This is a genomic window from Halobacillus massiliensis, assembly GCF_900166625.1.
GTDB lineage: Bacteria > Bacillota > Bacilli > Bacillales > Halobacillaceae > Halobacillus_A > Halobacillus_A massiliensis.
On record NZ_LT800499.1, the window covers coordinates 2764603 to 2777520 of the forward strand.

At 41.7% G+C, this 12918-nt stretch carries 12 protein-coding genes; 3 read left to right on the forward strand and 9 right to left on the reverse strand.

The genetic code is table 11. The features are described from left to right. Window positions 1-9: 9 nt before the first annotated feature. Genes nhaC through hisC form a run of 5 tightly spaced genes read right to left on the reverse strand, consistent with a single transcriptional unit; the run spans window position 10 to window position 5846 of the window. Window positions 10-1428, reverse strand: a complete 1419-nt coding sequence (gene nhaC / locus B7E06_RS13750; RefSeq protein ID WP_082234539.1) for a Na+/H+ antiporter NhaC — start codon at window positions 1426-1428, stop codon at window positions 10-12. Between the two features lie 12 nt (window positions 1429-1440). Then, complete coding sequence (locus B7E06_RS13755; RefSeq protein ID WP_082234540.1) at window positions 1441-2646, reverse strand: dihydrolipoamide acetyltransferase family protein; 1206 nt, start codon at window positions 2644-2646, stop codon at window positions 1441-1443. A gap of 16 nt (window positions 2647-2662) precedes the next feature. Further along, window positions 2663-3664, reverse strand: a complete 1002-nt coding sequence (locus B7E06_RS13760; protein WP_082234541.1) for an alpha-ketoacid dehydrogenase subunit beta — start codon at window positions 3662-3664, stop codon at window positions 2663-2665. Next, complete coding sequence (gene pdhA, locus B7E06_RS13765) at window positions 3664-4725, reverse strand: pyruvate dehydrogenase (acetyl-transferring) E1 component subunit alpha (protein ID WP_082234542.1); 1062 nt, start codon at window positions 4723-4725, stop codon at window positions 3664-3666. Before pdhA ends, B7E06_RS13760 begins: the two co-directional genes overlap by 1 nt. 14 nt (window positions 4726-4739) lie before the next feature. Then, the gene (hisC, locus tag B7E06_RS13770) at window positions 4740-5846 is read right to left on the reverse strand and encodes a histidinol-phosphate transaminase (protein WP_082234543.1); all 1107 of its coding nucleotides are present in this window, start codon (window positions 5844-5846) and stop codon (window positions 4740-4742) included. A gap of 382 nt (window positions 5847-6228) precedes the next feature. Here hisC and B7E06_RS13775 point away from each other — a divergent pair, with 382 nt between their 5' ends. Further along, window positions 6229-6672, forward strand: coding sequence for a YusW family protein (locus B7E06_RS13775; protein ID WP_179134057.1), 444 nt, complete (start codon window positions 6229-6231; stop codon window positions 6670-6672). A 331-nt stretch (window positions 6673-7003) separates the two neighbouring features. On the opposite strand, the gene B7E06_RS13780 is transcribed toward B7E06_RS13775, so the two are convergent. Continuing rightward, window positions 7004-7363 (reverse strand): YuzC family spore coat inner layer protein, encoded by a 360-nt coding sequence (locus B7E06_RS13780; RefSeq protein WP_143414498.1) that lies wholly within the window; start codon window positions 7361-7363, stop codon window positions 7004-7006. Window positions 7364-7533: 170 nt separating this feature from the next. On the opposite strand from B7E06_RS13780, the gene B7E06_RS13785 reads away from it, so the two are divergent. After that, window positions 7534-8487, forward strand: coding sequence for a ribose-phosphate diphosphokinase (locus B7E06_RS13785; protein WP_082234545.1), 954 nt, complete (start codon window positions 7534-7536; stop codon window positions 8485-8487). Between the two features lie 41 nt (window positions 8488-8528). On the opposite strand, the gene B7E06_RS13790 is transcribed toward B7E06_RS13785, so the two are convergent. After that, window positions 8529-9806 (reverse strand): C15 family peptidase, encoded by a 1278-nt coding sequence (locus B7E06_RS13790; RefSeq protein WP_082234546.1) that lies wholly within the window; start codon window positions 9804-9806, stop codon window positions 8529-8531. 217 nt (window positions 9807-10023) lie between these two features. Here B7E06_RS13790 and B7E06_RS13795 point away from each other — a divergent pair, with 217 nt between their 5' ends. Further along, window positions 10024-10224 (forward strand): hypothetical protein, encoded by a 201-nt coding sequence (locus B7E06_RS13795; RefSeq protein WP_082234547.1) that lies wholly within the window; start codon window positions 10024-10026, stop codon window positions 10222-10224. 94 nt (window positions 10225-10318) lie between these two features. Here B7E06_RS13795 and B7E06_RS13800 read toward each other — a convergent pair whose 3' ends face one another. Together B7E06_RS13800 and B7E06_RS13805 are read right to left on the reverse strand one after the other, a co-directional pair. Continuing rightward, entirely contained in the window at window positions 10319-12523 is a 2205-nt protein-coding gene (locus B7E06_RS13800) for a heavy metal translocating P-type ATPase (protein WP_082234548.1), read from the reverse strand. 18 nt (window positions 12524-12541) lie between these two features. Continuing rightward, window positions 12542-12904 (reverse strand): ArsR/SmtB family transcription factor, encoded by a 363-nt coding sequence (locus B7E06_RS13805; RefSeq protein ID WP_082234549.1) that lies wholly within the window; start codon window positions 12902-12904, stop codon window positions 12542-12544. Window positions 12905-12918: the final 14 nt, after the last annotated feature.

Consider the following 12918-nt stretch of genomic DNA (forward strand, 5'->3'; position numbering starts at 1 on the left):
TCCTTTCTATCATGCGTCTTTTTCTATTAATTTTCCCTCATAGTCTACCACTTCTTTATTTAATGGTGTCAGAGAAAAGCCAGTATATCCATATATAATCGCAATCAATGGAGTAATAAAACATAGAAAAGAATATGGAATATAACCCATCCCTATGTTAAGGGTAGACATTATGAAAACGCCTGTTACTCCCCATGGGATTAAGGGATGAATAATAGTTCCAGCATCCTCTAAAGTGCGTGATAAGTTTTTTGGATGGAGATTTGCATTTTTGTAACTCTCCTCAAGCATCTGTCCTGGAAGTATGATAGATAAGTACTGCTCCCCTATCGTTACATTGACACCAAGGCAGGATAATACGGTAGCAAGCACCACGTTTCCGCGGTTTTTCAGGAAATCTCTGATTCCGTTAATTGCCGCATGGGCAATCCCGATTTCTTTAACAATCCCGCCAAATGAAAGAGCAATTAGTATGAGCGATACTCCAAACAACATGCTGTCTAAGCCACCGATGGACAGAAGACTGTCAATGGCTTCATCTCCTGTCTCAGCTGTATATCCAAAATGAGAGGTATTCATTATTTCGCCAATCGTTACACCAGGTACGGTATAGAACGTAGTCAAAGCTGCAGCCGCAATCCCCATAATTAAAGCAGGGATCGAACTGACCCGAATAAAAGCCAAAATAATAATGAGAAGCGGTGAAATTAAGGTTACGGGAGTAATTGGGAATTCAGCTTCAAGGATCGTTATCATACTGTTTACATTCGACGTATTGGCTGCCTCTTGTGTTGACATAAAGCTGAGGAGTCCAAAGATCATCAGTGTAATTATAAGACTTGGCACCGTCGTCCACATCATATGTCTGATATGTTCAAAGATATCCACTTTGCCCGTTGCCGAAGCCAAGTTCGTTGTATCAGAGAGCGGCGACATTTTATCCCCAAACATAGCACCACAGACGATAGCCCCAGCTGTCATTGCAGGTGAAATTTCCATTCCATAAGCGACTCCCATTAAAGCGATTCCTATTGTACTTAAGGCACTCCAGGAACTTCCGGTCATCGTTGCAACTACTGCCGTAATTATTACGGCTGATACTAGAAAAATCGATGGTGACAAAACGTGCAGGCCGTAGTACGTTATGGTTTGGACGGTACCATTTAATACCCATATGCCTACAAGAACTCCGATAAGACTTAGTATCAAGATTGCAGGCACCCCATGGGAAACTCCCTTAGTCACGGCCTTTTCTAAATCCTTCCACGTATAGCCAAGTTTCAACCCGTAAAGGGCCACAATAACGGCAGCTCCAATAATGGGAATATGGGGAGCAGCACCAAATTCCAAAATACTTACACCAAGAACGGCTACAACGACGGCAAATATAACAAGCGACATGCTAAAGGACGGAATTCTTTTTTCCACAGTAGGCCTCCTTTAAATGAGCTTTAACATCATCTGACCAGGATTTTGAATAAAACCTATAAAACGGTTGATAAAAGCTGCCGCCTGGGCTCCGTCAGCTACTCGATGATCAAAGGTAAAGGAAACATTCATTACATCTCGTATAACAATTTCATCATTAATAACTACAGGAGTTCGTTTTGTTTTATGAAAAGCGATTAGTCCTGTTTCTGGATAATTTAAAATCGGTGTTGCTCCTGTACTTCCAAGTGGGCCTACGTTACTCATCGTAAACGTCCCGCCAGTAAGGTCACTTGAAGATAGCTCATTGTTTTTTGCTTTTTTCGTGAGTTCCTTCATTTCCGCATGAATGATCTCTATTGATTTATGTTCCACATTCTTAATCACTGGAACAATCAATCCCTCTTCTGTATCGGTAGCTAAGCCAATGTTATAAACTTCCTCCAGCTTAATCCGTCCTTCTTCTTCTTCAAGTTTAGCATTGAAAATCCGGTATTCTTTTAAAGATTGCTGAAGAGCTTTAATAAAGAATGCAGCGACAGATATCCCTATTCCCTGACTCTTTAAGCTCTGCTTTAAGGCAAGTAAGTCTGTCATCATCACCTCATCAAAATGTGTTACGTGTGGAGCTGTGTAAAGAGACTGTGTCATTTTCTTGGCGATTTGTTTTCTTCTTCCGCGAAAAGGTAAGTAATTCTCCTCTTTCACATCCTGACCATGCTCAGTACTTTCCTCCCGTATCCCTTTAGTTTTTGTATGCGCTTTCATAAAGTTAAACACGTCATGATCCATGATTCTTCCTGATGGGCCCGTACCTTGTACTTCTTCAAGTTTGACACCATTTTCTCTTGCTATTCGACGAGTATGAGGAGATGCCTGAACCCGCTGGCTCGGATTTTCCAATTGAAAAGGCTTTGTGCTTAACGTGCTCGGGCCATCTGACCTTGTATCCCTGCTTACGAGCATCGTCTTTGTTTCTTCCTGATCTTGCGTGCGAATCGATAGAATAGTGGACCCTACTTCTACAATATCTCCGATTCCTGCACAAATTTCTTCGACTACCCCCGCTGAAGGGGCTGTAAGCTCAGCTGTCATTTTGTCTGTCTGAATTTCTACCAACGGCTCATCATTCTTTACTCTCTGTCCAGCTTTTACGAAATAGTGAACAATTTCTGCCTCGTGCATTCCTTCACCGATATCATGCAGTTTGACCTCCATAAGCTTTTTTGCCTCCTTAGTCGCGCAATACTTCTTTTACACTTGAAATAATTTTATTCATACTCGGAAGGTAGTCCTGTTCCAAAGAATAAACAGGAACAGAAGTATCAAAACCAGTTACTTTTTGTACAGGTGCCTTTAAATAATAGAAACAAACATCGTTAATAACGGAGATAATATCCGCACATACTCCACCTGTTTCAGGAGCTTCCTGCACGACAACCACCCTCCCTGTTTTCTCTACAGAAGCTTTTATCGAATCTTTATCGAGGGGATAAAGAGTTCTAAGATCGATAATTTCACACGTCTGGTGATTGTCCGCTTCCCACTTTTTCACAGCTTCCGCCGTATCTGAAACCATAGCTCCCCAAGTAAAAATCGTTACATCTTTACCTTCTTTAACTACGGCAGCCTTTCCAAGCTCCAATGAGTATTTATTATCCGGGACGTCCAGGCGTCCTGACCGGTAACAGCGCATCGGCTCTAAAAACAAAACAGGGTCTGGATCTTCAATGCTTGCAATGAGTAAACCTTTCGCATCGTAACTGTTAGAGGGAACAACCACTTTTAACCCGGGAATGTGGGTAAACAATGCTTCTACGCTATCTGAATGAATTTCCGGGGCTTTCACTCCTGCGCCATATGGAGCACGGATGACAATAGGAACCGTATACCTTCCTAAAGTACGCTGGCGCAGCCTGGTTGCGTGTGTCATGATTTGATTAAAGGCCGGATAAATGAAACCAAAAAACTGCATCTCACAGATCGGTTTAAAGCCGTTTACCGCAAGACCTATTGATGTTCCTATGATACCTGATTCAGCTAATGGTGTATCAATGACCCGCTCTTCTCCAAACTCCTTGTACAGTCCATCAGTAGCGCGAAATACTCCTCCGTTAACTCCGACATCTTCCCCTAAGACAATGATTGAATCATCTTCTTTCATCATGGTCCTCATTCCATCTGTAAGGGCCTGCACCATTGTCAGCTTCTTCACTTCTGCTGCTATCGTCGTCATTAGTGAGCCTCCTTTATTATTTGATGGTGACGCTCACGTTGTTTCTCAATCGTCCATGTCGGTTTCTCAAATACATGTTGGAAAACTTGATCTATATGAGCAGGCTCAACGCTTTCCGCTTCTTTAAGAGCTTTGTTTATTTCATCTGAAAATTGCTCTTCCAGCTGTACTTTCCAAGTTTCGTCCCACCAATCTTTGTTCTTAAGAAGCCGCTCAATTCGAAGTAAAGGATCAGTTGTTAATCTTCTATGTTCGCTTTCCTGCTGGTCACGGTATTTTGCCGGATCATCTGCGGTAGTATGGGCTCCGTATCTCCAAGTGACAGCTTCAATTAACGTCGGCCCTTCACCTCTTCGTGCTCGATTTACAGCTTTTTTCGTTTCCTGATAGACGGCTAGCACATCATTGCCATCCACTCGCAGGCTTGGTATGTCATATGCCAGGCCTTTTTGAGCGATTGTTTTGGAATTCATCTGTTTTTCTACGGGCACACTAATAGCAAATCCGTTGTTCTGATTAAAAAATACAGCCGGCACCTGGAAGACGCTGGCGAAGTTTAGGCCTTCATGAAAATCTCCTTCTGATGTTGCGCCATCTCCGAAATAAACAATAGATACACGATCTGTATGTTTTTTCTTTTCTGCCCAGGCGGCTCCCGCGGCATGCAGAAGCTGGGAGGCAATCGGTACGGCTGGTGGAAAAATATGTTTATCCTCTGGAGGTATGCCTCCTTCTACCCGGCCTTTCCAATAAAGAAATTGGGTTTTAAGAGATTGGCCAAATGTCATCGTTGCTGCATGATCTCTGTATGTTGGAAACATCCAGTCGCCTTCCGATACAGCCAGTGCGCTGCCCACCTGTGCTGCCTCCTGCCCTTCATACTGTACATATGTTCCAATCCTTCCCTGCCGCTGCAGATTCAGACATTTCTTATCCATTAACCGCACTCGAAGCATATGTCGATAAAAATGTTTTATCTCTTCTTCGTTCACTTCTTTCTGCTCATTTACAAGCTCTCCATTACCATTGATGTACTGAATAATTGGAAATTCCTTTTTCAAAAATCATCTCTCCTTTATGTGGCAGATTGAGGGGTCTCTTGTGTGAATGTTTTTAATGCCTCTAAAAATAGCTGGTTTTCCTCTTCAAGACCGATGGTGATTCGAAGCATTGTCGGATACCCCATTAAGTGGCCTGGCCGCACGATAATTCCTTTGCTTAACAGTCCTTCAAAAACTTCTTCCGCCGGCCTTTTAACATCTGCCATAATGAAGTTGGTTTGTGTAGGAAAATAAGATAGACCTAGTTCATTAAATCCTTGAATCAGCTGCTTCCTCCCCTTTTTATTTTTCTTGATCGTATTCTGGAGAAATTCTTCATCTTCCAGTGAAGCAGCAGCGGCTGCGACTGCCAATCTGTTAAGGTTAAATGGATCTTTTACTTTCATAAGTTCCTGTACGATAGCTGGAGCCATTATCCCATAGCCAATCCTTAAACCGGCCAGGCCGTAAATTTTTGAAAATGTTCTTAGAATAATCATATTAGGATAATCATTCAGTAAAGGCAGTGTTTCAAGGTATTCATCACTATCTGCATATTCATAGTATGCTTCATCAATGATTAGCAGAATGTGGGAAGGGACCTCGTCAATAAACCGTGCAAGCTCAGCCTTCCTGACAATTGTTCCTGTAGGATTATTTGGATTACAGACAAACATCATTTTTGTTTTGTCTGTAATTGCTTTAAGCATGGCCGAGAGATTATGTGTACCATCCGTCATCTCAACTTCTACAGGCTTGCCGCCTTCAATGAGAACATTCGTTTTATAACGCGGGAATGTAACACTAGCCATTACAGCCTCATCCCCTTCATTTATGTATGATCTGGTAAGAAGTCGAATGATCTCGTCCGATCCATTTCCAAAAATAAGCTGATTTGTGTTTACTTTGAGACGCCTGGCCAGCTTAAAACCTAACGTCGGTGAAGTGATTTCAGGATATCTTGTAAGCTCACGCATTTCCTCTTGTACGGCTTGATCAACATAAATAGAATAACCAAACGGATTCTCATTAGAAGCCATTTTAATAACACGATTCAGTCCTTTTTCACGTCTTAATTCTTCAATGGGCTTGCCGGGCGAGTACATAGAGACTTTCTGCAGCTGAGGGCGGGGCGGAATCATCACAAAACCTCCTCTAAAGTTAATGTAAAAATAAGGTACCAAAACCAGTTTAGAGTTATCTAAATTTTCTATCAAGAACGTTATTTAAAGTGCTGTTGCTTTCACGCACTAAATGATGGGTAAATCCGTTAAAGTAATCCTTATACGACAGCGTCAGATTTTTTTCAATAGCTTGAGAGTATAAGAATTATACTAAATTCATATCTCAACCGTTTATTTCATGTGATTTTATAGAATCAGAAAAAGGCTGACGAGTTAATCCCGTCAGCCTTTTTCTGCACGCGTATAATTATTGTGAAAAACACTCAGCATACTGGTTCAAAAGTATAAATTTCCCTAGAAAGCAGAAGCTACCATTACTACTTACAAAGGAATGATTAATTTGAAGAAACTGGCTTTTTTATTATTGATGATTTTTCTAGCTGCTTGTAATAATAACAACAATGAAGAAGTTAACAATCCTCCAGAAAACGCTCCTGCTGAAAATGAAGATCAATTGGCCGGACAGACAGATGAAAGCTTTAACTTTATAGCTTTTGAACTGGATGTGGAGTATCCGGATGATAAGTTAGTGGATGTAGAGTATGAAAATGAGAAGGAAGGAATGGATGCTAAATACTTTGATGAAATGAAGGATCTAGATTTAAGAAGTGATGAAGCATTAGAAAAGCTTTCTCCTTTGTTTGAGAGCTTCACTTTCGATCAAAATACTTCTGATAAAGAAGTGATCAAAGAAGTAAAGAAGGCATTTGAGGTTGAAGATAATTACGATAAATTTGAACTCGAAATTGAATTTGAAGATGGAACAGATAAAAAGTACAAATAAACATGCGGGCTGCATTAACCCGCATGTTTCATTTTTTTATTCTGGATTTTTATATAAAATGGTAATCATAAGGATGATAACAGCAACTACAACCGACAGAAAAATCATTCCAGGCACAGTAAATTCATAAATCATATTTTATCCCCTTCCGTTCGTCCGGCTGTTCTCTACTCTTGAAACCATCTCACGTTTTAAATTGCTTTATTTTTCAGAATTATCTACAATTTTACCTCATTTCCAAAAATATGTAAACCGAAGAAGGCTTGTCCTTCTAAAATACATACCTCATTCGATATCAATATTTACTACCGAAACGAGGCTTTCTTCCGTATTATCGCCAGCGCAAAGCAATTCGCAGCTTACAACAGTCAACACCGCTAACCTGTGAGGAGAACTCCAGCCGCAGTCCATCAGGATTAAAATAAACATCTACTTTTGAACCCACGCCGATGGAATTGATTAATTGCTTAACTTCCTCACTATTTGACTGTTCAGCCGCCTGCATAAGCTGTGCATCAAACGCTTGGGAAGAAGCTAAACGATCAAGCACAATACTGGCATCACTCATCAGTTTTTTCATTTGTCCAGCAGAACTTTGCAGCAGTTCCCCATCTGCCGGTCGATGGGGACGCTGCGGCCAATACATAGGATAATAATAGTTTGGATAGTAATAGTTATAATACACGATCATACTTCCCTTCCAGAAGAAGATTTAAATTAGTATATGCCACTGGAAATGGTATTCGTGTTTGTCTGTTTTCCCTTACTTTTTTATCCCTTGACGTTCTTGTGTATCCCTTTAATCTTTGGGATAATGATATAGAAAAACGAAGAGCGTACATATACAAGGAGGAGCCAGAAATGTCCAAAGATCCAGAGTCTAACTTAAAGATTTTTTCCTTAAGATCAAATCGAGCACTTGCTGAGGAAATAGCGGATAACGTGGGAATTGAGCTAGGTGAATGTTCTGTCACTGAATTTAGTGATGGTGAACTGCAAATTAATATAGAAGAAAGCGTCCGCGGAGCTGATGTATTTGTTATTCAATCGACAAGCGAACCGGTCAATCAGCATATTATGGAGCTTCTCATTATGATTGACGCTTTAAAGCGTGCTTCGGCAGAATCCATAACTGTCGTCGTTCCTTATTATGGATACGCCCGGCAAGATCGGAAAGCCCAGCCCCGTGACCCGATTACAGCCAAGCTGGTCGCTGACTTAATCGAAAGAGCTGGAGCTACAAGACTAATGTCCATTGATATTCATGCTCCACAAGCCCAGGGATTCTTTAACATTCCTGTCGATATGCTTCTCGCCATGCCAATTATGACGGAATACTTTACAAAGAAGAAGCTGGAAAATGTAGTCGTCGTATCTCCAGATCATGGCAGTGTGAAAATGGCCCGACAGATGGCGGACCATTTAAAAACACATATTGCTATTATTGATAAACGCGGCCCTCGTGGAGATATTAAAGGTGAAATAAATATAGTAGGAGATATTAAAGGCAAAACGGCTATTCTTATGGACGATATTGTAGATACGGCTACCAGAATTACGAGCGGGACGAAAGCGCTGCTCGACCATGGGGCTAAAGAAGTTTATGCCTGCAGCACACATCCTGTTCTCTCTGGACCAGCTGTTGATAAAATAAAAGAATCACCTGTAAAAGAATTGATTGTGACTAACAGCATTTCTCTTTCAAATGAGAAAAAGCTGGATAAAATTACTCAGCTTACAATTGCTCCGCTGATTGGTGAAGCGATCAAGCGTGTGTTTAATGAAAAACCTGTCAGCCCATTATTTGATAAATAAAATAAAAAAAGGTGGACGCCATACTAAGCGTCCACCTTTTTTTATTTACGATCTACAGCACCAGCTGTTGCTTTTACAAGTTCTACTGTCTGATCAACAGTAGACTGTCGAAAGTCCTCAAACTCATCTGTCGTATATATCCCAGGTTCTTCAGGATAATGTTCCTGTGCAGCAACATGCAGATGTCCTCCTGGTATGTCATATGCCCCTAAGCCCAGCCTCACTCTGTTGGAGCGGTATTGGCTTTCATTTGATAAATAACTTCCGCCGCCTCCAGAACGGGCATAAGAGTCTTCTGATGGCCCATTTTCATGACATACATAGTCTCCATCGCGATATTGGGGAGCCTGCCACTCACATATCTCATTGTTTCTTACTACCGGCCATGGTCCGGTATTTGCAGCGGTCATTTCCTTCACCGGCAGCGTAGTTTCAATAAACTCAGGAAGCACATCAGGCATAGGCCAGTGCTCAGCTGTTGGGATGACATTCGCTCGCTCCTCAAGCTTATTATCAATACCTGTCTGCCAGCGTCCGGCATATCCTTCGATCGCCATCTTCCTTGGACCGCCCTGGCTGATGGTCATCATTAAATCAACCTGCTCTTTCGTAGCTTTTAAATAAGGACCAAACGTATCTTCTACAATACCTTCTTCAAAATCCTCCCATCTTACTGGGAAATTAGCGGCCTGAATAAAAGCTGGCCCGTCATTTGTCATCACTTTCTTTCCATCTAACTGCAGGGCTGCAGCCCCGGAAGGGTTGGATCTTCTAAATTCCTGTTCGAGGCGGTAAGGGTCAAAACCACTTACTAAAATACGCTTCCCCCCTTTACCTTTAGGGTAATCGATAGAGGTAATTCCCCTTGACGTATATTCCAGCTGCTTCATCAGCCTCTCTTTGTCCTTATCAGTAATATTAAATGTTGGCTCCCATTGTCTCAGGGCACTGGTCATATGTAACCTTGTCCAGTACAGCGGCCGATCATCATATCGATCCAGATCCCCTAAGTCTGTCCTCTCCCCTTGTGCACGTTGAACAGCTGTACTCCACAGCTTCTCTCCATGTTTAGTTATTAAGTTTTCCACCTGCTTTATGTTCTCAGCTTGACAAAGATCTTTCTTAAACTGATCCGCATATTGTGTAAACTGTGCCTCTTGCATGATCTGCTGAGGAATTGGCTTGCCATCTTCAATCCGCTGCTCTTCCGGTGTTAACGAAATACCCTCATTAAAACAGTTTTCTGCCGCAGCCACTTGTCCGCCTCCTGACATAATTGCTAATGATAAAATGAAGCCCAAGATTATTCTCACATTCATTAAATGCCCCTCCTTTGATGATTGGTTTAATTTTAAAAAAATAGCGGAAAGTTTTTCAAATTTTTTGAATTATTTACTGAAAATTAGTTAGTTTGTCGTGTATTCGAGGGATATATTTTAGTGTGAACGGCTTATGTTTTCAGTCACTATTGGTATAAAGCCAGCCAAACTAGCAAATATTGAGGAATAGAATAGATTGTCAAAGGAGTTTTCAAAGATGAGCAATCCGTTGATCCAAAGACTTATCCTTGGATTTGTTACCGGTACGATGATTTTCCTTGGTTTTCAAGCGGGACTGGCTATTACCAATAATAGTGGGGTGGGAAGTATATTAATTGCCGTCTTTTTCGGTATTGTTACACGCACCATTGTTTCCTTTTTGATAAAAACCACAGTAGAAAAAAACGCTTCCCTTTAAGGAGAAGCGTTTTTTAATGGAACTATTTTATTGACGCGGTCCCCACTGGTAAGCAGTTTTATCTCCTGCTTATGTAAATAGAGAGAAGCTCTCTCTATTTTTGCTTTAATAATCTCATACTGTTGAGTATAACAATTAAAGCAGCTCCCGTGTCGCTTAATATCGCCATCCATAATGTTAAAAACCCTGGAAATATGAGCAGCAGCGCTGCCGTTTTAGTTAATAAAGAAAACCAAATATTCTGCTTAATAATAGTTAATGCTTTCCGGCTCAAATTAATGGTATGGGGAAGCTTTTCTAAGTTATCCGCCATTAGTACAATATCCGCTGTTTCCATAGCCGTGTCAGTACCTGCCCCTCCCATGGCTATCCCGAGATCTGCCGTGGCAAGCGCCGGGGCATCATTAATACCGTCCCCAACCATAGCGGTCTTTTTACCTTCCTGCTGCAATTTTTTAACAGCGGAGACTTTATCTTCAGGTAGAAGTTCCGCAAAATAACGGTCTATCTCTGTCTGGCTGGCAATTTTCCTGGCGGTTCCTTCATTATCTCCTGTAAGCATAACGATTTCTTGCATACCGACACCTTTTAGCTTTTTAATCGCTTCTACGGAAATATCCCTAATCGTATCTGCTACACTAATAATGCCTGAAATTCTATCATCGCTTCCTACAACGACAACGGTGTGTCCGTTCTTTTGCAGAGAATCAATCTGTGCCTCTATACGGGGGAAATCAGTATTCATCTCACGGAATAATTTAGGACTTCCTGCAAATTGCTCGACTCCATGAATGACAGCCTTCGCCCCTTTTCCAGCAATCGATTGAAAAAGTCTGCCTTCATCTGAACGTATCCCACGATCTTCTGCATACTCCGTTATTGCCCGGGCAATAGGATGAGTAGAATGCTCTTCTATAGTGCGAGCGATCTTTAAAGTCTCCTCAATGTCACCATCCACCGGGATAACGTGCGCCACTTTTGGTTTACCTTCTGTTAATGTTCCCGTTTTATCAAAAGCCACCGCTTGTATCAGTCCGGCTTTTTCTAAAAACGTGCCTCCTTTAATTAAGACCCCATTTCTCGCTGCATTCCCTATCGCCGATACAATGGCTACCGGTGTAGAAATGACGAGCGCACAAGGACAGGCCACTACAAGTAGTGCAAGCCCTTTATAAAACCATTCATTCCAGGATCCCATTCCCAGTAAAGGAGGACCTGCAATAATTAATAAGGCCAGCGCAAAAATAATAGGTGTATAAACTTTGGCAAAACGGTCAATGAAAGCCTCGGTCGGCGCTTTCCTCCCCTGTGCTTCTTCGACGAGATGAATAATTTTAGCAATCGTTGTATCCTCGACCAATTTAGTCACGGCAACTTCGATCGATCCTTGTTCATTGATAGTTCCAGCATATACCTTATCTCCTCTGCCTTTATCTACAGGCAGAGACTCTCCGGTAATAGGAGCCTGATTTAAACTGGAAAAGCCCTCAATAACCTCCCCATCAAGCGGCACTTTTTCACCAGGTTTTATTAAAACTACATCATTTACTTTTACATCCTCTACAGGTCTACGAACCCATTCACTCCCTGATTTAACCGTGGCCTCTGATGGAGTCAGGTTAATTAAGCCGCGAATCGATTCCCGGGTACGTTCAATCGATCGGCTTTGCAGCGCATTGCCAAGCGCAAACAGCCAGACAACTGTGGCTCCTTCAAACCACTCTCCAATAAGAGCAGCACCAAGAGCGGCTGAAACCATCAGCACATTCATATCAAGGGACCGGCTCTTCACAGCATAAAAGGCGCTTTTAGCAGGCTTATAACCGCCGAGCACAATGACAGCTGCATAGAAGGAGGTTACGAGTGGCTGAGGCAGATTGGTAAAGGATAAGATAAATCCAATAGCTAGCAGGAGCCCTGAAATTAATGTAGCCCAGCCCTTTTCTTTTTGCTCAGCAGTCTGCGGTCGTCCCTTTTTAATTAAAGCTGCTTTAAACCCTGATCTTTCCACTTCTTTAATAACTTCCTCAGAAGTCATCGTATGGTCTATATACAATTTCCCCGTAGAAAAATTAACGCGTGCTTCCTTTACTTTAGAATTTTTAGATAAACGTTTTTCAATGGTAGCTGCACATGATCCGCAATCCATTCCTGTAACGCTGAATGTCTGCATATGATCAGCAGGTGATTCAAGGAAAGGCTCATTTTTTTGTCGATTATCTGAACAGCTTTTTCCTTGGGTACTATTTTCATGGGAACAGCAGCTGCTATGTTCTGCTATTTCCGGATTCTGTTTCATAAGAATTCCCCCGTTTTCCTACTCATTGGCATGAACCATGGCGATAGAAACAAGCTGGCGTACGTGCTCATCCGCCAGTGAATAAAATACAAGTTTCCCCTCTTTACGATATTTTGCCAGCTTCATATTACGCAGCAGGCGTAAATGATGAGAAGCAGTAGCTGTAGTGGAACCGATAATATTTGCAACATCGCATACACATAATTCTGGTTCCAATGTTAAAGCATAGGCTATCTTAAGTCTGGTTGCATCAGACAAAGCTTTAAATATGAGTTCAACCCCGGCTACTTCCTCAACCTTAGGTTGTATTCGGCTGACCAATTTTTCATCATAACAAAACGTTTCACAAGTGGGAGCCGTTTTTTCTATATCTTTGCTCATTATATTCCCCTTTC

Coding starts and splice junctions, on each gene's coding strand:
- B7E06_RS13760 (WP_082234541.1), bottom strand. CDS start 3,664: ATGACGACGATAGCAGCAGAAGTGAAGAAGCTGACAATGGTGCAGGCC.
- hisC (WP_082234543.1), bottom strand. CDS start 5,846: ATGATTCCGCCCCGCCCTCAGCTGCAGAAAGTCTCTATGTACTCGCCC.
- B7E06_RS13780 (WP_143414498.1), bottom strand. CDS start 7,363: ATGATCGTGTATTATAACTATTACTATCCAAACTATTATTATCCTATG.
- B7E06_RS13805 (WP_082234549.1), bottom strand. CDS start 12,904: ATGAGCAAAGATATAGAAAAAACGGCTCCCACTTGTGAAACGTTTTGT.
- B7E06_RS13790 (WP_082234546.1), bottom strand. CDS start 9,806: ATGAATGTGAGAATAATCTTGGGCTTCATTTTATCATTAGCAATTATG.
- B7E06_RS13785 (WP_082234545.1), top strand. CDS start 7,534: ATGTCCAAAGATCCAGAGTCTAACTTAAAGATTTTTTCCTTAAGATCA.
- B7E06_RS13800 (WP_082234548.1), bottom strand. CDS start 12,523: ATGAAACAGAATCCGGAAATAGCAGAACATAGCAGCTGCTGTTCCCAT.
- B7E06_RS13795 (WP_082234547.1), top strand. CDS start 10,024: ATGAGCAATCCGTTGATCCAAAGACTTATCCTTGGATTTGTTACCGGT.
- B7E06_RS13755 (WP_082234540.1), bottom strand. CDS start 2,646: ATGGAGGTCAAACTGCATGATATCGGTGAAGGAATGCACGAGGCAGAA.